The sequence below is a fragment of the Streptomyces kanasensis genome (assembly GCF_043077165.1).
GTDB classification, from domain to species: Bacteria; Actinomycetota; Actinomycetes; order Streptomycetales; family Streptomycetaceae; genus Streptomyces; species Streptomyces changanensis.
Window position 1 is genome coordinate 918,621 of the sequence record NZ_JBIBSF010000001.1, and the last position, 19,957, is coordinate 938,577.

Here is a 19,957-nt window from a genome sequence, read left to right on the forward strand (position 1 = left end):
CCGTCCGGCCGCTCAGCCACCCGGCCGCCTCGGCGAGTCCCCGCGACGCCCCCCGCCAAACCGGCGGGCCGACCGGCGGGCCGACCGGCGGGCCGCGCGACGGCCGGCCCGCGGGTCCACCGGCGGTCCGGCGAAGCGCCCGTGAAGTGGTGGTTTGCGGCGGCGCGGCCGGGTACCCGCCCGGCGACCGACACACGCGGCACCGTGGAGGACTTCATGCAGCGAGGCAGCGATCGGCTCAGCCGGCGGCAGGACGACGCGATGAAACACGAGCTCCAAGGGCTGCTCCGGTCCGGCCACCCCACCCGTACGGAGGAGTGGCACGACCCCGAGCCGGTGGCCGACGACGACCCGGCGCTGGCCACCGGTCGCGGCCCGTCCGACGCCTTCGAGGCACTGCGCCTCGAACTGGCCCGGCACCTCGCCCGGACGCCGTTCCCGGCCCACCGGATTGACCTGCTGCGCGTCATGCGGGAACGGCACGCCCCCGACCCGCTGACGGAACGGGTGGAGGAACTGCCCGGCGACCGGACCTACCGCAGCGTGCAGGACGTCGCAGTCGCCCTGCACGGGCGATGACGGGGACGGCGGCGGAGGCGGCGGGCGGTACGGCGCGGCTCGTCCGCGAGGTCATGACCGCGGGAGTGGCCGCCGTCCGCCCCGACGCCTCACTCGTCGAGGCCGCCCAGCTGATGCGGGCCCAGGACGTCGGTGACGTGCTCGTCGCCGACGGGGACCTGATCGTGGGGGTGCTGACGGACCGGGACATCACCGTCCGGGCGGTCGCCGAGGGCGCCGACCCGTCGACCGTGAGCGCCGAGACCGTGTGCACCCCCGACCCGGTCGTCGTCGGGCCCGACGACGACGTCGCGACGGCCGTGGGCCTGATGCGGCGGCACGCCGTGCGGCGGCTGCCGGTCGTGGAGGCCGGGCGCCCCGTGGGCGTGGTCAGCCTGGGCGACCTCGCGGTCGCCGAGGAGCCCCGCTCGGTCCTGGCCGACATCAGCAGGGCCGCACCCGAGAACGACACAGCGATGGACGAAAGGATCTGAGACCGTGCGCATCGCGTTTCTGGTGGCGCCCGAGGGCGTCGAACAGGTGGAACTGACCGAGCCGTGGCAGGCGGTCGCCGACGCCGGCGACACCCCGGAGCTGGTTTCGACGTCGTCCGGGCACGTCCAGGCGTTCAACCACCTGGACAAGGCCGACACCTTCCCGGTCGACCGGACCGTGGAGGAGGTGTCGGTGGACGACTACGACGCGCTGGTCCTGCCCGGCGGCGTGGCCAACCCGGACGCCCTGCGGATGGACGAGGGGGCCGTCGCGCTCGTGCGGAGCTTCTTCGACGCGGGCAAGCCGGTCGCGGCGATCTGCCACGCCCCGTGGACGCTGGTGGAGGCCGACGTCGTGCGCGGCCGGAGGCTGACCTCCTGGCCCAGCCTGCGGACCGACATCCGCAACGCGGGCGGCGACTGGGTGGACGAGGAGGTCGTCGTCTCGGGCGACGGCTCCGGCACGACGCTCGTCACGAGCCGCAAGCCGGACGACCTGAAGGCGTTCTGCGAGACGTTCACCGCCGAGTTCCGCAAGGCCGGACAGGGCAGCCGGGCCGCCTGACGGCCCACGGCCCCTCCCCCGGCTCCGTACGCGCGCGCCCGCCCCGGTCCACCGACCCGGGCGGGCGCGTGCGCGCGGGCCTGACTCCGGGTGACCGTTGACTCCGGGTGACCGGTGCCGTGTGACCGGCACCGGTCACCGAGGCTCCTCGCCCCGCACGCGGCGGCCTCGCCTACGCGCGGCGGCCCAGCAGGGCGAGGAGCCTCGTCTGGGCGTCGGCGTCCGCGGGTACGTCCAGCGGCCGGTCGAAGAGACCGGTGGACGGCAGCGAGTCCGCGTAGGGCGTGAACTCCCCGAGTGCGAAGTCGACGAGCCGCCGCGGCAGGCGCTCGTCCGCGCCGATCGCCCGCGACAGGTCCCACGCGTGGACCACCGCGTCCGCCGTCATCTGCGAGCAGTAGGCGGTGGCCGGGGTGTCGCCGGACGACAGGCTGACCGTCCGGTCCAGCGCGCCGTCCTCGCGGAAGGCGTCGCGTGCGCCCGCCGCGGCGCGGTCCCAGGTGGCGACCGGGTCGTCGCCGAGCACGTCCCCGTCGTACTTCCCGCCGACCTCGGCGACGGTCCGGCCGTCGCGCACCAGGTCCACGACCCACAGCTGCTCGCCGGCCAGGTGGCCGACCAGGTCCCGCACGGACCACTCGGAGCAGGGTGTGGGCGCGTCCCACTGGTCGTCCCGGACCGCGTGGACGCGCGACGAGAAGAGGGCGAGCGCCTCCGCGTGCCGGTCGAGAAGCGGGCTGCCGGACATGGATCACCTCCGCGTGTGTGGGGTTCCACTCTGGCCGCGGGCAGGGCTCCGCGCGACAGGAGGGCGGCCGTGTGCCGGCCGACCTCACGGGTACCCGTCGCGGACCGACGAACCGGCCTCCGGGAGGGAGCCATGCGACTCGCCTTTCTGACCGGCCTCTACGACCACCCCGGACCGTGGGCGAGCGTGTACCTCGACACGTCGCGGCGGGACGAGTCCGCCGAGTGGCGGCAGGAGCTCACGGCGCGCAACGCCTGCGAGGAGCTCGCCGCGCAGGGGTGCGACGAGGCGACCGAGCGCGCCGTGCACGAAGCGCTGAACCGGTGGCCCCGACCACCGGGCGAGGCCGGACGCGCGGTGTTCGCCGCGCACGGCGAGGTCGCCCTCGACCTGCCGCTGGCCGCCCGCCCGCTCGCGCCCACCCGGGTCTCCTGGTCGGCGCTGCCGCGTCTGGGGCCGCTGCTGGACCTGGCCGCGGGGGACCCCGTGTGCCTCGTCGCGTACATCGACCACGTCGGCGCCGACCTGGAGCTGCGCAGCCCGGTCGGGGCGCTGCCCGCCGGGCAGGTGGAGGGCCGGGACTGGCCGGTGCACCGCACCTCGGGCGGCGCCTGGTCCCAGCGGCACTTCCAGCTGGGCGTGGAGAACACCTGGGAGGAGAACGCGGCCGAGATCGCCGACGCCGTCGCCGACACGGCCGAGGACCTGGGCGCGGACCTCGTGGTGCTCGCCGGTGATCCGCGCGAGCGGCGCTCCGTGCACGAGCGACTGCCCGTCGGCCTGAAGGCGGACGTGGTGGAGAGCGAGCACGGGGGCCGGGCCGCCGGACCCTCCCGGGAGCGGCTCGACGAGGACGTGCGGGCCGCGAAGGAGGCGTTCCTGCGGCGTACCGCGGAGCAGGAGCTCGACCGGTTCCGGGCGGCCCGGGCACCGGAGGGCGGGAGCCCCGCGGGGGCGGCCGCCTGTGAGGGGGTGTCCGCGCTGGTCGAGGCCGCCCGCGAGCACCGCATCGCCGAGCTGCTGATCCGTCCGGAGGGGCCCGACGCGCACCGCCAGGTGTGGGTGGGGGCCGCGCCGGACCAGGTGGCCGTGCGGCGCACGGAGACCCAGTACCTGGGCGAGACCGAGCCGCTGCCGGCCCGCGCGGACGACGCGTTGCTGCGATCGGCGCTGGCGACGGGGGCGGAGGTCCTGCGCGTCCGGCCGGAGGTCGACGACCAGCTGCCGGTCGGCGGTCTCGGAGCGCTGCTGCGGTGGCCGTACGACGAGAAGGAGACCGAGGCGTCGACCAGGTGACCGCGACGGGAACGCCCCGCGCCCGCCGGCCCGCACGGGACCGGCGGGCGCCTTCGCACCTACCCCCGTCGACGGCGAGGGCTTCGACGGTGGCGGCGGCGAGTGCGGGTGTGCCCGCCCGGTCCGTGGACGCCGTCATACCGGGCGGCCCGGGGCTCGTGTCCGGGGCGGTCGCGCCGGGCGGTGACGGCGGAGGTGTCGGCGGGTGGGCGGCCGGGGGCTGTCGGCGGACGCGCGCCGCGCCGGGCGGTGCCGGTGGGTTTTGACGGCGGGCTTCGACGGTGGAGATGTCCACCGGGGCGCGTCGGCGGGCGGACCGGCGGGGGTGTCGGCGGACCCGCGCCGCGCCGGGGTGGTCACGCCGGAACGCGGACGAGGGAGACGTCGACCGCGGGGGGACCGGCGGGGGTGTCGGTGGGCCCGCGCCGCGCCGGCGGCCTTCCCGGTCGCCGGCCGCCGGCGCCCGCGAGCCCTCCCCGCCGGGCCGGGCGGGGAGGGCTCGCGACCCGGCGCCGGGCCGGGCGGGTGGTCAGGTCACGACCCGCTCCACCAGCAGCGTCACGGCCGCGGCGATGGAGTCGGCGTCGATGCCCGCCGCGTGCAGCTGCTCCTCCGGCGTCGCCGAGCCGGGCATGTTCCGCACGGCGAGGCGGGCCATGCGGGGGGCGGGCCGGCCGTCGGCGAACACCTCGGCCACCGCGTCGCCGATGCCCCCCTCCGGGTGGTGGTCCTCCACGGTGAGGAGGCAGCCGGTCTGCCCGGCGGCCTCGTTCAGCGTTTCGGCGTCCACCGGTTTGACCGAGTACAGGTCGATCACGCGCGCCCGGATGCCGCTCTCCGCGAGCCGGTCGGCCGCTCGGAGGGCCTCGTGGACGGTGACGCCCGCGGCGACGATGGTCACCTTGTCGTCGTCGTGGCGGCGCAGCACCTTGCTGCCCCCGACGGGGAACTCCTCGTCGGGGCCGTAGATGACGGGCGTCCCGCCGCGGCTGGTCCGCAGGTAGCGGATGCCGTCCAGGTCGGCCATGGCGGTGGTGAGCCGGGCCGTCTGGTTGGCGTCGCACGGGTAGAGGACGGTGCTGCCGTGGACGGACCGGAGCATCGCGATGTCCTCCAGGCCCATCTGGGACGGGCCGTCGGGGCCGATGGCGACGCCCGCGTGGGAGCCGACGAGGTTGATGCCGGCGCGGCTGACCGCGGCCATGCGGACGAAGTCGTGCGCGCGGGTGAGGAACGCGGCGAACGTCGCGGCGTACGGGACGTACCCCCGCGCCGCGAGGCCGACGGCTCCGGCGACGAGTTGCTGCTCGGCGATGTAGCACTCGAAGTACCGCTCCGGGTGCTCCTTGGCGAAGACCTCGGCGCGGGTCGAGTCACCGACCTCCGCGTCGAGGACGACGACCCGGCCGCGCGCGGCGCCGACCGCCGCGAGGGCCTGCCCGAAGGCGTCGCGGGTGGCGACCTTGTCGCCCGGGTCCCAGCGCGGCGGCGCGGGCGTGGTGTCGCCGACGGCGGTCGTCACCTTGCCGTCGGGCGGTGCCTGGACGGTGACGCGGGTGTGGCGTACGCCGCCGAGTTCGGCGATCGCCTCGTCGGCGTCGGGCAGCGGCTTGCCGTGCAGGCCCTCGCGGTCCTCCACGGCCTCGACTCCGCGGCCCTTGCGGGTGCGGGCGAGGATGGCGGTGGGCTTCCGGGTGGTGGAGCGGGCCTCGGCGAAGGCGGCGTCGACCGCCTGGACGTCGTGGCCGTCGACCTCGACGGTGTGCCAGCCGAAGGCGTGCAGGCGCCGCGCGTACGCGTCGAGGTCGTGCTCGTGGCGGGTGGGGCCGCGCTGGCCGAGCCGGTTGACGTCGACGACGAGGGTGAGGTTGTCGAGGTGGTTGTACGCGGCGTGCTCGACGGCCTCCCAGACGGATCCCTCCGCCATCTCGCTGTCCCCGGACAGGACGTACACCCGGTACGGGAGCCGGTCCAGGCGCTGCCCGGCGAGCGCCATGCCGACGGCCACGGGCAGCCCCTGGCCGAGGGAGCCCGTGGCGGTGTCCACCCAGGGCAGCCGCGGTGTGGGGTGCCCTTCGAGGCGGCTGCCGAGCGTGCGGTAGCCGAGCAGCTCCTCCTCGTCGACGGCGCCGGCCGCGCGGTACAGGGCGTACAGCAGGGGCGAGGCGTGGCCCTTGGAGAGGACGAGCCGGTCGTTGCCGGGGTGTTCGGGGTGGTCGAAGTCGAAGCGCAGGTGGTGGGCGAGGAGGACGGCCGCGAGGTCGGCGGCGGACATGGAGGAGGTGGGGTGGCCGGAGCCGGCCGCGTCGGCGGCACGGACCGCGTCCACGCGCAACTGCTGGGCCAGTTCGGCGAGTTCCTCGTACTGCATGCGTCGTTCACTCCTTCCCGGGCGCGCCGCGGGTGTGGGCGAGCTCGGGTGCGTCGGTGTCGAGGGGGACCTGCCAGGAACGGACGAGGCCCAGCTGGACGGCCTGCCGGGGCAGGGCGGCGTCGAGCAGCCAGTCGGCGGCCACCCGGACGCGGTTGCCGGGCATGGCGGCCAGGTGGTAGCCGCGGGTGACGGCGCCGGCGACCGGACCGGAGAGCGGGACGCCGAACGGGTTGGCCGCGGCCTTGACCCCGCCGAGGTCCACGGCGAAGCCGAGCGCGTCGTGCCGGTACGGGACGGCGGTGCCGAGGCCGAGGGACGCGGCGACGTTCCGGGCGGCGGTCTTCCCCTGGCGCGAGGCGTGCTGCGCCGTCATGGGGGTGATCTCACCCGGGCGGGCGAGGTCGGGCACGGCGGCGGCGTCGCCGCACGCGAAGACCTCCGGGTGGCCGGGGACGGCGAGTTCCGGGGTGACGACGATCCGGCCCTGCTGGAGGGGGACGCCGACCTGGGAGACGAACGGGTCGGGCCGGACGCCGACGCACCAGATCAGCGAGCGCGTCGGGACGAACTCGCCGTCGTCGAGCAGGACGCCGTCGGCGGTGGACTCCTTGACGGAGGTGCGGGTGCGCACCTCGACGCCCCGGTCGCGCAGGACCCGGTCGGCGGTGGCGGCGAGGCGCTCGTCGAGACCGGGCAGGACGCGGTCCGCGACGTCGACGAGCAGCCAGCGGGGCGCGCGGTCGCGCGGCCAGTGGGGCTGCTTGCGCACGAGGGCGTCGGTGAACATCTTGCCGTGGGCGGCGACCTCGGTGCCGGTGTAGCCGGCGCCGACCACCACGAAGGTGCGGCGGGCCTCGGCGGTCGCGGGGTCGTCGGCGCCCGCGGCCATGAGCTCGATCTGCCGGGTGACGTGGTCGCGCAGGTAGAGCGCCTCGGGCAGGCCGCGGAAGCCGGTGGCGTGCTCGGCGATGCCCGGGATGGGGAGGAGCTTGCTGACGCTGCCGACGGCGAGGACGAGCCGGTCGTAGTCGATCCGGCCCGGCGTGCCCTCGGGGTCGGTGCAGTGCACGGTGCGCGCGTCGAGGTCGATGCGCTCCGCCGTGCCGAGGACGAGCCGGACGCCCCGCAGGGTGCCCGGCAGGGACACGGTGACGCGGCGGGGTTCGAGGATGCCGGCGGCGACCTGGGGCAGCAGCGGCAGGTAGAGGAAGTAGTCGGTCGGGTTGAGCAGGACGATCTCGGCGCGGCCGCGCAGCGTGCGGGACAGTTCGCGTGCGGTCCGGTAGCCGGCGAAGCCGGCCCCGACGATCAGGACGCGCGGACGGCGCCTCGTCGCGGTGGTCACTGGGCCTCCCGTGGATGGCGTGCGGTCAGGCGCGGTGGTGGGGCGCCTCGGGGTCAGCGGGCGGCCCCGGCGGTTCCGGGGCGGCGGGAGGCTCCGGCGGTGCGGGGCCGGGGTCTGCGGGCGGCTCCTCGGCGCCGAGCGGCCCCAGCGGCTCCGGCGGCTCCTGGGCGCCCCGGGCGCCGGGCGGCTCCGGCGGCTCAGGCGTCGAAGGAGGGTGCGGCGGCGCCGCTACCGGCGGGGGGACCACCGGTGAGGGCGGGGTGCCGGGGGCGACGACGCGTACGCCGTCCGGTTCGCGGGCGGCCGGGGAGTCGGGTGCGGAGTCGTCCACGGGCGTGGTGGTGGGGTCCTCGGTGCGGTACGGGCGGTCCTCGGCCGTGCGGGCGTCGCGGCGGCGCGCCTTCACGACCACCGCGGCCAGCAGGGCAGCGCCCAGCGCCGCGGTGGTCGCCCGTACCGGCTTCCGGGACCGCGGGGTCTTGGTCGTCATGCGCGGCGGGTACCCGGGCCTCCCCCTGGATAACGCCCCCACCACCCTTGTCCGCATGGTGGGAAACCCGTCTCGGGATGCGGTTGGCCGGCGTAGCGTGGCGGTCCTGTCCCGGTCCCGAGAGAGACGGAGTAGGGCGATGGCGGATGCCGTCTACACCCATGGCCACCACGAGTCGGTGCTGCGGTCGCACCGGTGGCGCACAGCCGACAACTCGGCGGCGTACCTGCTGGCTTCCCTGCGGCCGGGGCTCGACGTGCTGGACGTCGGGTGCGGTCCCGGCACCATCACGGCGGACCTGGCCGCGCTGGTCGCGCCGGGACGCGTGACGGCGGTCGACGCCGCCGACGGCGTCCTGGCGCAGGCGCGCGCGGTCGCCGCGGAGCGCGGCCTCGACAACGTGGTGTGCGCGGTCGCCGACGTCCACGCGTTGGACTTCCCCGACGACTCCTTCGACGTCGTCCACGCCCACCAGGTGCTCCAGCACGTCGGCGATCCGGTGGCCGCGCTGCGCGAGATGCGGCGGGTGTGCCGTCCGGGCGGGGTCGTCGCCGCGCGGGACAGCGACTACGCGGCGTTCGCCTGGTACCCCGAACCGCCGGCACTGGAGGAGTGGCGGGGCCTGTACCGGCGGGTGGCGCGGGCCAACGGCGGTGAGCCGGACGCCGGCCGCAGGCTGCTGTCGTGGGCGCGGCAGGCGGGGTTCACCGACATCACCCCCAGCGCCGCCGTGTGGTGCTTCGCCACACCGGAGGAGCGCGCGTGGTGGAGCGCCCTGTGGGCGGACCGCACGACGGAGTCCGGATACGCACGGCTGGCGGTGGAGGGAGGCCATACGACGCCGGAGGGGCTGGCGGCCGCCGCGGGGGCGTGGCGGGAGTGGGGCGCGAGCGCTGACGCGTGGTTCACCGTGCCGCACGGGGAGATCCTCTGCCGGGTGTGAGGCGTCCCAACTACCCTGGTCCGGTATGGAGATCCTCGGCACCACACTGCGCATCTGCGTCGACGACTTGGACGCCTCGGTGGCGTTCTACGAGCGGCTCACCGGCGGTCCGGCGCTGCGGTTCGAGCGCGGCGGCGTCCGCGTCGCCGCCGTCGGCTGCTTCCTGTTGATGAGCGGCCCGGAGCCGGAGCTGGAGGTGCTGCGCAAGGTGTCGGCGACGATCGCGGTCGCCGACGTGGACGCGGCGCACGCGGCGCTGACGGCGGTCGGCGCGAAGGTGCTGGCCGGCCCGGTCCCGACGCCGGTGGGCCGCAACCTCATCGCGGTCCACCCGGACGGCTCCGTCTTCGAATACGCGGACCGCCGGGCCGGCTAGCCGCCGGTCGCGGCCGGCCCGTCCGGCGTCCGCCGCCCCCGCGACCGGGCGCGGACACCCGGCCCCGGGCTCCGTCCATCGGGCGCCGGGTGCGCGCCGGATATTCGCTGGGCGTCCCCGCCCGGCCTCCCTAGGGTGGAGGGCGCCTGCGCCCCCCGGCGCGGGTTCGGTCGGAGCGGGGCGGAAGGCGGTACGGCATGGGGGCGCGTCACACCTACCGGGTGATCGTGCGGGGCGTATGGGACGGTCTGACGGAGCAGGACCGGGAGCGCCTCCTCGCCGACGCGGACCGGCACGGCCTGTCCTCGATGCGGTTCACGGAGGAGGGCTCGCTCACCTACGACGCCGCGCTGAAGCGCTTCAGCTACCGCTTCACGGTGGTGTCCGACGCGGACGACGGGGAGGAGATGGCCGCGCTGCTCGCCGAGGAGCGGGCGGAGGCGGCGCTCGCCGCGCTGGGTCTCGGCCACCGGGCGCTGACCTCCACGGCCACGGACATGGACACCATGAAGGTCAACGACCGGGGCCGGCGCCCCGCGCGGCCGGCTCGTCCGCGGTGAGCGCCCACCGCTCGTGGTCCCGCCACTCCCCGTCGACGAGGAGCATCGCCGGGGAGAAGCCCTCCTTGCGGAACCCGGCGCGGCGGACGAGGGCGATCGAGGCGGCGTTGCCGGGCTGGATGTTGGCCTCCAGGCGGTGCAGCCCGAGGGGGCCGAACGCGTGGCGCACGACGAGGCCGAGCGCCTCCCCCATCAGTCCGCGCCCGGCGGCGTGCGCGAAGGCCCCGTAGCCGAGGGCGCCGTTGCGGAAGGCGCCCAGGACGATGTTGTTGACGTTGACGAAGCCGGCGATGGCGCCGCCGTCGCGCTCGCAGACCAGGTGGCCGAGGCGGTCGGGAGCCTCGATCAGGCGCCGCGCGTAGGCGGCGTAGGCGTCGGCGTCGTCGGGCGGGAAGAGCCAGGGCCGGTGCAGGTCCCGGCTCTCCCGCGCCCGTGCGGTGAACTCGTCGGCGTCCTCGTACCGGAAGGGCCGCAGCCCCACGCGGGGTCCCACGGCCAGGTACGCGGCCGGCCGGATGCTCTTGTCGTCGGGCATCCGGCCAGCCTAGGCGGTGTCCCGCTCAGTGGTGGGCGACGACCACGGGGCGTTCGTCCGAGGCCCCCGCGGCCTCCTCGGCCGGCGGGCGCTGGATGAGCAGCGAGGTCACCACGCCGACGGCGAGCAGGGCGAGCGCGGTGTACATGGCGTTCTGGTACCCGGCCTCGGTGACGCCGCCGGCGTCGCTGCCCGCGGTGATCATGGCGGAGGCCAGGGCGATGCCGAGGGAGGCGCCGATGCCGAAGCAGGCGCCGTTGAGGCCGGAGAGGGAGCCGGGCTTGTCCGCCGGGGCGGTGGTCACGGCGAGCCCGTTGAGGCCGGTGAGCATGAAGCCGCCGTAGGTGACGCCGAGCGCGGCCAGCGCGGCGACGAGGATCCACTCGTTGTGCAGGAAGAGCGTGGCCACGAGGAAGATCGCGAAGTTGGCGACGGCGCCCGTGACGACGATCTTGCGCCAGCCGATCCGCGGGCCGAGCCGCCCGGTGAGCGGGGCGGAGACCACCCCGATGAGCTGGATCGGCGTGAGGAAGAGGATCGCCGAGGTGACGGCCGTGAGGCCGAGGCCGACCCGCCCGTCCTGGGAGAACAGCGGGATGGTCAGGGCGATGGCGCCGAACGCGCCGCCGAGGGTGCAGATCGTGGTGAGGAGCAGCGGCCAGGCGCGCCGGGAGGCGAGGACGTCCAGGTCGATGACCGGGTTGGGGGCGGTCTTCTGCGAGAGGACGAAGAAGGCGAGGGAGGCGAGGCCGCCGACGAGGAAGGCGAGGGTGAGCGCCGAGGTCCAGCCCCAGGCGGCACCCTGGGCGAGGCCGACGAGGATGCCGGTGAGGCCGAGGGCGAGGGCGGTGATGCCGCGCGCGTCGAACCGGGCGCCGGGCTCCGTGGTGGGCGGTACGTCGGGCACGTAGCGGCGCACGCCGATCAGGCCGGCGACGGCGATGAGGGTGGAGCAGACGAAGATCCCGCGGAAGCCGATGGTGTCGGCGATCTGGCCGCCGGCGATGGCGTCGACGCCGGCGAGGCCGCCGTTGACGGCGGTGATGATGCCGGCCGCCTTGCCGAAGCCGGCCGGGGTGAGCAGCTGGTTCAGCGTGAGGAAGGCGAGGGTGAACATCGCGGCCGAGACACCCTGGAGGATGCGGCCCGCGATGAAGACCTCGATGTTCGGCGCGATCACGCAGAGCACGTTGCCGACGATCAGGACGGCGGCGCACACGAGCATCATGGGCTTGCGGCCGCGCTGGTCGCTCAGGCGGGCGAGGGTGACCTGGCCGATGGCCGCCATGAGGAAGAACAGCGTCTGGGAGAGGCCGGCGGCGGCCGTGGTGGTGCCGAGCCGCTCGATGACGTCCGGGAGCGCGGGGCTGAGCATGGTGGCGTTGATCTGGTAGCCGAGGACGGCCAGGACCATCGCCAGCAGCATGGGGCCGCGGCCCGCGAGGTCGGATTCGGCTCCGGAACGCGTCCGGCCGGGCGTGGTTGACATGTCGGCCCCTTTGCCTGGGATGTCATCTCGTGCAGGGTCATGGCCACCCGCCCGTCAGTTGTCAGACAAGTGCCAGGTGACACCCTGTGGTCTACGCGCGTAAAACGTCAAGGGTCACCGGAGTGTGATGTGTGCCGTACCGGCCCCCGGCGACCCGCCGCCGCACGGCCACGCCGGTGCGGCACGGGATTGCCGGGTGACGGCGGCGCGGCATACCGTGCGCCATGACCTGCTGACAGGTGAGCCCGGGAGGTACAGCGGTGGTCAGTGCGGAGCGGCGGCGCCCGGTCGTGGTGCTGTACGAGCGGATCGTCGACGCCATCCACGCGGGCACCTACCCGCCGGGGTCCACCCTGCCGTCCGAGCCGCGCCTCGCCGGGGAGCTGGGCGTGAGCCGGCCGGCGCTGCGCGAGGCGCTGCTGCTGCTCCAGGAGGACGGGCTGCTGTCGGTGCGCCGGGGCGTGGGGCGCACGGTCAACGACCGGCCGCCACGGCGCGGCTTCGAGTACGTCCGGCCCCTGGAGGAGCTGCTCGGCGCCGGGGCGCCCGTCCGGGTGCGGGCGCTGCTGCGGACCGTGGAGGAGCCGACCGACTTCACCACCCAGCACCTGCTGGCGCCGGTCCGGGCCGCGCTGCGGTTCTGGGAGTCCCTGCTCGCCGCGGAGGGCACGGCCGCCGCGCTCAGCCAGGAGTGGGCGGCGCCCGACGAGACGCTGGAGCGCGTCCACCCCGCCTTCGCCGCGGCCCTGCGGGAGGCGGCGGCCCCCGAGCGCACCTCGATGCTGTCGGTGCTGGTCGGGGCGTCGCGGGGGGTGGGACTCGCCGGGCACAGCGCCGTGACGGCGACCCTGGTGGGCCAGCGGCGCGGGGAGCAGCTGGACCGGCCGGCGGACACCCCGGCGGTGCTGGTGACGCAGGTCGTGCGGGTAGGCGAGACACCGGTGCTGGCGGCCAAGCACATGCTGCCGACCGGCGCCCCCGCCCTGCCGCTGCTCCAGTCGAACTGAGCCCCCGCCGCTCCCCCGCGCGGAGGTGTCGCGCGGGTCACGGCGGCCGCCGCCGGGGTGCCCTACACTCCGGTCATGCACTTGTCTGACAACCTCGCCTCGTCCCGTGCCGTCGCCGACTGGATCCGCCAGGCCCCGAAGGCGGTCCTCCACGACCACCTGGACGGCGGCCTGCGCCCCGCCACGATCATCGAGCTGGCCCGCGCCTGCGGCTACACCGGACTGCCGACCGAGGACCCGGCCGAGCTGGCCGTCTGGTTCCGGGACGCGGCGGACTCCGGGTCCCTGGAGCGCTACCTGGAGACGTTCGCCCACACCTGCGCGGTGATGCAGACCCGCGAGGCGCTCTTCCGGGTGGCCGCCGAGTGCGCCGAGGACCTGGCGGCCGACGGCGTCGTCTACGCGGAGGTGCGGTACGCGCCCGAGCAGCACCTCGCGGCCGGGCTGACCCTGGACGAGGTCGTCGAAGCCGTCAACGAGGGCTTCCGCGAGGGCGAGCGCCGCGCCGGCGGCCGCATCGCCGTGGGCACCCTGCTCACCGGGATGCGCCACACGGACCGTTCCCTGGAGATAGCCGAGCTGACCGTCGCCCACCGCGAGCGCGGCGTGGCCGGGTTCGACATCGCGGGCGGCGAGATCGGCAACCCGCCGGCCCGCCACCTGCCCGCCTTCCAGCACCTGAAGCGGCACAACTGCCACTTCACGATCCACGCCGGCGAGGCCGTGGGCGCCGAGTCGATCCACGAGGCCGTCCAGGTGTGCGGTGCCGAGCGGATCGGCCACGGCGTGCGCATCACCGACGACATCGCCGAGGACGGCACGCTGGGCCACCTCGCCGCGTACGTCCGCGACAACCGGATCACGCTGGAGGTCTGCCCCACCTCCAACCTCCAGACGGGCGCGGCGAAGGACTACGCGACGCACCCCGTCGACCGGCTGCGCCGCCTCGGCTTCCGCGTCACGCTGAACACCGACAACCGCCTGGTGTCCGGCACCACCATGAGCGAGGAGTTCCAGCACATGGTGGACGCCTTCGGCTACGGCCCGGAGGTCTTCGAGGAGTTCACCGTCGCCGCCGTCGAGGCCGCCTTCCTGCCGCTGCCGGAGCGCCGCCGCCTCATCGACGAGGTGATCCGGCCGGGCTACGCCGCCCTGGCCGCGTCCTCCCGCTGACGACGGGGGGCGGGGGCGCGGCGGCCCACGGGTCGCGGCCGCCCCCGCCCCCGTCGCCCCGGCCTCGCCGCCGGCACGCGCGGCCGGCGGGCGCCACGGTGACCGCGGCTCAGCGCAGCGCCGGCTCCGCCAGCCGCAGCACCCCGGCGTCGGCGTCGAGTTCGGCCGGTACGCCGAGCGGCACGGTCAGCGCGGGCGTGCCGTGGCCGAAGCCCAGCTCCTCCACGACGGGCACGCCCAGCCCGCCGAGCCGGTCCCGCAGCACCGCGCGCACCGCGTCGTAGGGGCCGCACTCCTCCCAGGAGCCGAGCGCCACGCCCGCCACGCCGTCGAACAGCCCGGCCCGCAGCAGCTGGGTCAGCATGCGGTCGATGCGGTACGGCTCCTCCCCCACGTCCTCCAGGAGCAGCAGCCCGCCGCGCAGCGACGTCCGCCCGTCCGGCGTGCCGAGCCCGGCGGTGAGCAGGCTCAGACAGCCGCCCACGGTGACGCCGCGGGCCCGGCCCGCGACCAGCGGGCGGGCGGTGCCCGCTCCCAGCACGCGCGCCGACTCCGGCGCGAACAGCGCCGTCCGCAGGGCGTCCTGCGTGGCGGTGTCCTTCAGGAAGGCGGCGGCCCCGGCCATCGGGCCGTGCAGCGTCACCAGGCCGAGCCGCAGCGCGAACGCCTCGTGCAGCGCCGTCGCGTCGCTGAACCCGACGAACACCTTCGGCCCGGCCGCCCGCATGGCGTCCCAGTCCAGCAGGTCCACGACCCGCTGGGCGCCGTACCCGCCGCGGGCGCAGACGACCGCGTCGACTCCCGGGTCGCACCAGGCGGCCTGGAGGTCGCGGGCGCGGTCGGCGTCGGTGCCTGCGAGGTAGCGGGCGGTGGGGTGGCGGTCCACGGCGTGCGGCAGCGCCTCGGCGTCGAGGTCCCAGCCGCGCAGCACGTCGAGGCCCACCTGCAGCCGCTCCTCGGCGACCGGCCCGCTCGGCGCGACGACGGCGACCCGCGCGCCCGGCCGCAGGCGCGGCGGGCGGATGAGCGGGGTCAGGGCGGTGCGGGTCGTCACGTCCGCGGCTCCAGGGCCGGCACGTCCGGGCGGGCGATGCCGAAGGTCCGCGCGTACAGGGACAGTTCCGCCTCCAGGGCGCGGACGAGGGTGTCGGCGCGGCGGAAGCCGTGCTCCTCGCCCTCGAAGGCGAGGTACGTGTGGGGGACGCCGCGTCCCGCCATCCGCGCGAGGAACCGTTCGCACTGCGCGGGCGGGCAGATCACGTCGTCCAGCCCCTGGAGGAGCAGGAACGGCGTGCGGATGCGGTCGACGTGGCCGAGCGGCGAGCGCTCGCGGTACCGGCCCGGGACCTCGGCGCGCGACCCGACGAGGGACTCCAGGTAGTGGGACTCGAAGTCGTGGGTGCCGCCGGTCGCCCAGCCCTCCAGGTCGAGCACCGGGTAGCGGATGGTGGCGCAGGCGTAGGCGTCCGTGGCGGCGAGCGAGACGGCGGCGGTCCAGCCGCCGGCGCTGCCGCCGCGGATGGCGAGCCGTGCCGGGTCGGCGGTGCCCTCGGCGGCGAGGGCCTCGGCGACGGCGGCGCAGTCCTCGACGTCGACGACGCCCCACTGCTCCCGCAGCTGCTCGCGGTAGGCCCGCCCGTAGCCGGTCGAGCCGCCGTAGTTCACCTCGGCGACGCCGATGCCGCGCGACGTGAAGTAGGCGATCTCCAGGTCGAGGACGAGGGGGGCGCGGCCGGTGGGGCCGCCGTGCGCCCACACCACGTAGGGCGGCAGCTCGTCGTCGGGGGCGACCCGGTCGGGGTTGTGCGGCGGGTAGACGTGGGCGTGGACCTCGCGGTTGTCGGGGCCCGTGAAGGTCCGCAGCTGCGGCTCCGGGTAGTAGGCCGGGTCGACGGGGTCGCGGTGGGCGGCGCCGACGACGCGGGCGCGGCCCGTGCCGGTGTCGAGCTCCACGACCTCGTGACCGCTGCGCGGGCTGGCGGCGACGCCGAAGACGCGGGTGCCGTGGGTGGCGAGCGTCGGCTCCCACTCCGTCCAGGGCCCGGCGGCGTCGACCAGTTCGCCCGTCTCGGGGTCGAGTATGCCGAGCGCGGTGGCGCCGCGGCCGTGGACGACCGCCACGAGCCCGCTGTCCAGCGGCCGGAACCAGCTGAGCCCGATCTTCCACAGGGGCCCGCCGAACTCCTCCTCGCGGCCCGGGCACAGAGGTGTCGCGGCCGCCCCGCCGGGCTTGGACCGGTACAGCTCCCACCAGCCGCCCCGGTCGGAGGCGTACAGGAGGGAGCCGTCGGGGGCCCATTCGACCTGGCACACCGACTCGTCGACGGCTCCGGCGACGGGCGCGACCGACGCGAAGGGGCCGCCGTCCACGACGTCGCCGGTCATGACGAGCGTGCCGTCCCACGGCATGAGGGGGTGGTCCCAGGCGAGCCAGGCCGCACGCCGCCCGTCCGGGGAGAGCCGGGGTCCGGTGACGAACCGGTGCCGGTCGTGGGTGAGTTCGCGGATCGCGGAGCGGTCGTCGGCGGCCGACCCGTCGAGCGGTACGGCGGCGATGACCCGCCGCACGTCACCGGGGCCCTCGCCGGTGAACTCCTCCAGGACGCACCACACCTCGCGGCCGTCCGGGTGGAGCACCGGGTCGGCCCAGCGCAGGCCGGCCCCGGTCCCCGACACGGGGGTGAGGGGGCGCGGCGCGGCCGTGCCCCCGGGCTCGTGGGCGTACAGCCGTTGGTCGGGGAAGTGGCAGAAGACGACGAGGGACCCGGTGCCGTCGGGCCGCGCCGTGCCCGCCCACGGCCGGCCGCCGTACTCGACGACGCGGCTGCGGACGTTCCAGGGGGCCGGCAGCACCGTCTCCTCGGCGCCGTCGGCGGTGCGGCGGACCAGGGCGCGGCGGCCGTCCTCGGCCGGCCGCGGCTCGGTCCACCACACCTCTTCGCCCACCGTCCCGACGTACTCGGGGTGTCCGTCGTGCGCGGCGGCCAGCCGCGCGTCGATCGGTGACGGCCAGGTTCCGTAGGGGCCCGTGGGCACCATGGACGACTCCCCCCTGTGGGCTATGCGGTACGCAGACAGTGGTCGAGGACGCGGACGCCGAAGTGCAGCGCGTCGACCGGGACGCGCTCGTCGACGCCGTGGAACATGGCCTGGTAGTCGTAGCCGACGGGCAGCCGCATCGGGGCGAAACCGTAGCCGACGATGCCGAGCCGGGAGAACTGCTTGGCGTCGGTGCCGCCCGACATGCAGAACGGCACGACCCGCGCGTCCGGGTCGAAGCGCTCGACGGAGGCGCGCAGGGCGGCGTACGTCGGGGAGTCGACCGGCGCCTGCAGGGCGACCTCCCGGTGCACGAACTCCCAGTCGACACCGGGGCCGGTCAGCTCGTCCAGGGTCGCGGCGAACTCCTCGTCGCCGCCGGGCACGGTCCGCCCGTCGACGTGGGCGGTGGCGGTGCCGGGGATGACGTTCACCTTGTAGCCGGCGTCGAGCATCGTGGGGTTGGCGCTGTTGCGGAGGGTCGCCTCGACGAGCGTGGCGGCCGGTCCGAGCTTGCCGAGGAGGCCGTCCACGTCGAAGTCCGGACGGTCCAGGTCGGGGGCGTCCAAGCCGTGCAGGACGGCGAGTTCGGTGAGGGCGGCGCGGACCGTGGGCGTGAGCCGGACGGGCCACTGGTGCTCGCCGATGCGGGCCACGGCGGCGGCGAGCCGGCTGACCGCGTTCTCCCGGTTCACCTTGGAGCCGTGCCCGGCCCTGCCCCGCGCGGTGAGCTTGAGCCAGGCGGTGCCGCGCTCGCCCGCGGCGACCGGGTAGAGCGTCATGCCGGGGCCGGCGTGGAAGGTGTACCCGCCGGACTCGCCGACGGCCTCGGTGCACCCCTCGAACAGGTCGGCGTGCCGGTCGGCGAGGAAGCCCGCGCCGTCCTCGGCGCTCGCCTCCTCGTCGGCGGTGTAGGCGAGGACGATGTCGCGGCGCGGCCGGACGCCGCGGCGGGCCCAGTCACGGACGACGGCGAGCACCATCGCGTCCATGTTCTTCATGTCGACGGCGCCGCGGCCCCACACGACGCCGTCGCGGACCTCGCCGGAGAAGGGGTGGACGGTCCAGTCGGCGGGCTCGGCGGGGACCACGTCGAGGTGGCCGTGGACGAGGAGCGCGTCGGCCGACGGGTCGGTGCCCTCGATGCGGGCGACGACGTTGGTGCGTCCCGGGGTCCGCTCCAGCAGGAGCGGTGCCAGGCCCGCGTCGGCGAGCCGTTCGGCGACGTACTCGGCGGCGGGGCGCTCCCGGCAGTCGCCGCCGCCGCGGTTGGTGGTGTCCATGCGGATGAGGTCGGACGTGAACGTCACCACCTCGTCGAAAGCCGGTCCGTCGGACGGGTCCTGCTCGTGCCCCCGGTCCGGGCGGGTCGGGTCAGCCATACTGCTCCTCCACTGCGGCCGAGACGATCGTGGTGACCGCCTTGAAGGTCCGGATCGTCTCGTACATCGTGGCGCCGGTGTGGGCGACGCGGCGCTCGCCGCAGACCACCACGCCCGGGACGACGGTGGCGGCCGCGGCCAGGTGCTCCGCGTCGAACTCCAGCTCCACGGTGAACGGTCCGCCGCGCACCGGTTCACACCGTACGGCCAGGGAGGCCGCGTCCTTCGCCGCGGCGCGGATCTCGGCGGCCGTCCGCGCGGGCGTGCGGCAGACCGCCGCGTACCGCGACACGTGGTCCTTGACGGCGACCTTGCGCGCCTCGGGGGCGTAGGCGAGGGCGTCCTCGCAGGTGCGGTCGTCGCCGGTGACGAGGACGACGGGGACACCGTACTCGGCGACGACGTGGGCGTTGAGGTACCCCTCGGAGGCGCGGACGCCGTTGAGCCAGACGCCGGTGATGGAGTTGGCGAGGTAGGTGTGGGCGAGGACGCCCTCCGTGCCGGCCCCGGTGTGGTAGCCGACGAAGGCGATGCCGTCGACGTCGCCGTGCTGGACGCCCTCGACCATGGAGAGCGACTTGTGCCGGCCCGTCAGCATCTGGGCGCGGGGGTCGAGCCGTTCGAGGAGGAGGTTGCGCATGGTCCAGTGCGCCTCGTTGACGAGGACCTCGTCCGCGCCGCCGTCGAGGAAGCCGAGGACGGCCGCGTCGACGTCGGAGGTGAACATCGCCCGGCAGCGCTCCCACTGGGGGGTGCCGGGCAGGACGTCGGCGGGCCAGGTGACCCCGGTGGCGCCCTCCATGTCGGCGCTGATGAGGATCTTCATGCCCACACGTTACGCGGCGGTGCGGACCGGTACCAGGTGCGCGCGGGCCGGTCCCGGGTGCGCGCGGGCCGGTCCCGGGTGCGCGCGGGCCAGTCCCGGGTGCGCGCGGGCCGGTCCCGGGTGCGCGTCCGTCACCGGGGCGGTGCGGGGCGGGGGTAGGTGCGGGACTGCTTGACGCTGCCGAAGGCGAAGCTCGACTCGATGGAGGCGATGCCGGGGATGGCGTGGATCCGGTTGCGGACGAGGAGTTCGTACGCCTCCAGGCTCTCGATGACGACGCGCAGCAGGTAGTCGCTGCTGCCGGCCATCAGGTAGCAGTCCTGCACGTGCTCGATGCGGCCGATCCGCTCCTCGAAGACGGCGACGGCCTCCGCCGTGTGGCGTTCGAGGCGGATGCGGACGAAGACGGTGATCGGCAGCCCGTAGGCGACCTGGTCGACCATCGCGGTGTAACCGCGGATGAGCCCGGACTCCTCCAGGCGGCGGACCCGCCGTAGACAGGGGGACGGGGAGAGCCGGACCCGGTCGGCCAGGTCCTGGTTGGACAGGCGCCCGTCCGCCTGCAGCTCGCGGATGATCCGCAGATCGGTGGCGTCCACGCCTCCACCCACCCCCTCCCGGCCGCCCGCGCGGCCCGTTGACCGGCCACGACGGCCGTTCTTGGCAGATCCTGCCCCAAACATAGGTCCGAGCGGCAGAACTGGCAATCGGCTGCCCCGGCGTTGGTCCTACTGTTGCGGCGCACAGGGATGGTTTT

The 19,957-nt window shown here is 75.6% G+C and carries 20 protein-coding genes; 9 read left to right on the top strand and 11 right to left on the bottom strand.

Annotated features, from left to right (window positions below):
* Positions 1-216 precede the first annotated feature (216 nt).
* The 3 genes from ACF053_RS04035 to ACF053_RS04045 are packed head-to-tail and all read left to right on the top strand — an operon-like array spanning position 217 to position 1,617.
* The gene (locus ACF053_RS04035) at positions 217-579 is read left to right on the top strand and encodes a DUF2795 domain-containing protein (RefSeq protein WP_391952352.1); all 363 of its coding nucleotides are present in this window, start codon (positions 217-219) and stop codon (positions 577-579) included.
* Entirely contained in the window at positions 576-1,052 is a 477-nt protein-coding gene (locus ACF053_RS04040) for a CBS domain-containing protein (RefSeq protein ID WP_391952353.1), read from the top strand. Before ACF053_RS04035 ends, ACF053_RS04040 begins: the two co-directional genes overlap by 4 nt.
* A gap of 4 nt (positions 1,053-1,056) precedes the next feature.
* Positions 1,057-1,617: a type 1 glutamine amidotransferase domain-containing protein gene (locus ACF053_RS04045; RefSeq protein WP_391952354.1), complete on the top strand. Its 561-nt coding sequence runs from the start codon at positions 1,057-1,059 to the stop codon at positions 1,615-1,617.
* 172 nt (positions 1,618-1,789) lie between these two features.
* On the opposite strand, the gene ACF053_RS04050 is transcribed toward ACF053_RS04045, so the two are convergent.
* On the bottom strand, positions 1,790-2,365 hold the full coding sequence (locus tag ACF053_RS04050) for a TIGR03086 family metal-binding protein (protein WP_391952355.1): 576 nt from the start codon (positions 2,363-2,365) through the stop codon (positions 1,790-1,792).
* Between the two features lie 132 nt (positions 2,366-2,497).
* Between ACF053_RS04050 and ACF053_RS04055 the strand changes: the two genes are divergently transcribed.
* Positions 2,498-3,661 (top strand): baeRF2 domain-containing protein, encoded by a 1,164-nt coding sequence (locus ACF053_RS04055; protein WP_391952356.1) that lies wholly within the window; start codon positions 2,498-2,500, stop codon positions 3,659-3,661.
* A 529-nt stretch (positions 3,662-4,190) separates the two neighbouring features.
* On the opposite strand, the gene ACF053_RS04060 is transcribed toward ACF053_RS04055, so the two are convergent.
* From ACF053_RS04060 to ACF053_RS04070, 3 genes are read right to left on the bottom strand one after another with little or no spacing between them, the layout of a single operon-like run.
* Positions 4,191-6,032 carry a transketolase gene (locus ACF053_RS04060; protein ID WP_391952357.1) on the bottom strand — a complete coding sequence of 614 codons (1,842 nt, stop codon included), beginning with the start codon at positions 6,030-6,032 and terminating at the stop codon, positions 4,191-4,193.
* Between the two features lie 7 nt (positions 6,033-6,039).
* Positions 6,040-7,380 carry an NAD(P)/FAD-dependent oxidoreductase gene (locus ACF053_RS04065; protein WP_391952358.1) on the bottom strand — a complete coding sequence of 447 codons (1,341 nt, stop codon included), beginning with the start codon at positions 7,378-7,380 and terminating at the stop codon, positions 6,040-6,042.
* Between the two features lie 25 nt (positions 7,381-7,405).
* Positions 7,406-7,870 carry a hypothetical protein gene (locus tag ACF053_RS04070; protein ID WP_391952359.1) on the bottom strand — a complete coding sequence of 155 codons (465 nt, stop codon included), beginning with the start codon at positions 7,868-7,870 and terminating at the stop codon, positions 7,406-7,408.
* Positions 7,871-8,009: 139 nt separating this feature from the next.
* Between ACF053_RS04070 and ACF053_RS04075 the strand changes: the two genes are divergently transcribed.
* The 3 genes from ACF053_RS04075 (at position 8,010) to ACF053_RS04085 (ending at position 9,749) form a co-directional block, all read left to right on the top strand.
* A complete protein-coding gene (locus ACF053_RS04075; protein ID WP_391952360.1) occupies positions 8,010-8,813 on the top strand; it encodes a methyltransferase domain-containing protein in 804 nt (267 codons plus the stop codon).
* A 25-nt stretch (positions 8,814-8,838) separates the two neighbouring features.
* A complete protein-coding gene (locus ACF053_RS04080; protein WP_391952361.1) occupies positions 8,839-9,189 on the top strand; it encodes a VOC family protein in 351 nt (116 codons plus the stop codon).
* A 197-nt stretch (positions 9,190-9,386) separates the two neighbouring features.
* A complete protein-coding gene (locus ACF053_RS04085; RefSeq protein ID WP_391952362.1) occupies positions 9,387-9,749 on the top strand; it encodes a DUF6204 family protein in 363 nt (120 codons plus the stop codon).
* On the opposite strand, the gene ACF053_RS04090 is transcribed toward ACF053_RS04085, so the two are convergent.
* Both ACF053_RS04090 and ACF053_RS04095 read right to left on the bottom strand, forming a co-directional pair.
* Positions 9,703-10,284 (bottom strand): GNAT family N-acetyltransferase, encoded by a 582-nt coding sequence (locus tag ACF053_RS04090; RefSeq protein WP_391952363.1) that lies wholly within the window; start codon positions 10,282-10,284, stop codon positions 9,703-9,705. The genes ACF053_RS04085 and ACF053_RS04090 overlap by 47 nt on opposite strands.
* A gap of 25 nt (positions 10,285-10,309) precedes the next feature.
* A complete protein-coding gene (locus tag ACF053_RS04095; protein ID WP_391952364.1) occupies positions 10,310-11,773 on the bottom strand; it encodes an MFS transporter in 1,464 nt (487 codons plus the stop codon).
* Between the two features lie 260 nt (positions 11,774-12,033).
* Here ACF053_RS04095 and ACF053_RS04100 point away from each other — a divergent pair, with 260 nt between their 5' ends.
* A complete protein-coding gene (locus ACF053_RS04100) occupies positions 12,034-12,780 on the top strand; it encodes a GntR family transcriptional regulator (protein WP_391952365.1) in 747 nt (248 codons plus the stop codon).
* A gap of 75 nt (positions 12,781-12,855) precedes the next feature.
* Entirely contained in the window at positions 12,856-13,953 is a 1,098-nt protein-coding gene (locus tag ACF053_RS04105; protein WP_391952366.1) for an adenosine deaminase, read from the top strand.
* Between the two features lie 109 nt (positions 13,954-14,062).
* On the opposite strand, the gene ACF053_RS04110 is transcribed toward ACF053_RS04105, so the two are convergent.
* From ACF053_RS04110 to ACF053_RS04130, 5 genes are all read right to left on the bottom strand, one after another.
* Complete coding sequence (locus ACF053_RS04110) at positions 14,063-15,007, bottom strand: S66 peptidase family protein (protein WP_391952367.1); 945 nt, start codon at positions 15,005-15,007, stop codon at positions 14,063-14,065.
* Entirely contained in the window at positions 15,004-16,992 is a 1,989-nt protein-coding gene (locus ACF053_RS04115) for a prolyl oligopeptidase family serine peptidase (protein WP_391952368.1), read from the bottom strand. Before ACF053_RS04115 ends, ACF053_RS04110 begins: the two co-directional genes overlap by 4 nt.
* A gap of 20 nt (positions 16,993-17,012) precedes the next feature.
* Positions 17,013-18,374, bottom strand: a complete 1,362-nt coding sequence (locus tag ACF053_RS04120) for a M20/M25/M40 family metallo-hydrolase (protein ID WP_391952369.1) — start codon at positions 18,372-18,374, stop codon at positions 17,013-17,015.
* Positions 18,367-19,200 carry a M55 family metallopeptidase gene (locus ACF053_RS04125; protein ID WP_391952370.1) on the bottom strand — a complete coding sequence of 278 codons (834 nt, stop codon included), beginning with the start codon at positions 19,198-19,200 and terminating at the stop codon, positions 18,367-18,369. Before ACF053_RS04125 ends, ACF053_RS04120 begins: the two co-directional genes overlap by 8 nt.
* Before the next feature lie 131 nt (positions 19,201-19,331).
* Entirely contained in the window at positions 19,332-19,799 is a 468-nt protein-coding gene (locus ACF053_RS04130; protein ID WP_391952371.1) for an Lrp/AsnC family transcriptional regulator, read from the bottom strand.
* Positions 19,800-19,957 lie beyond the last annotated feature (158 nt).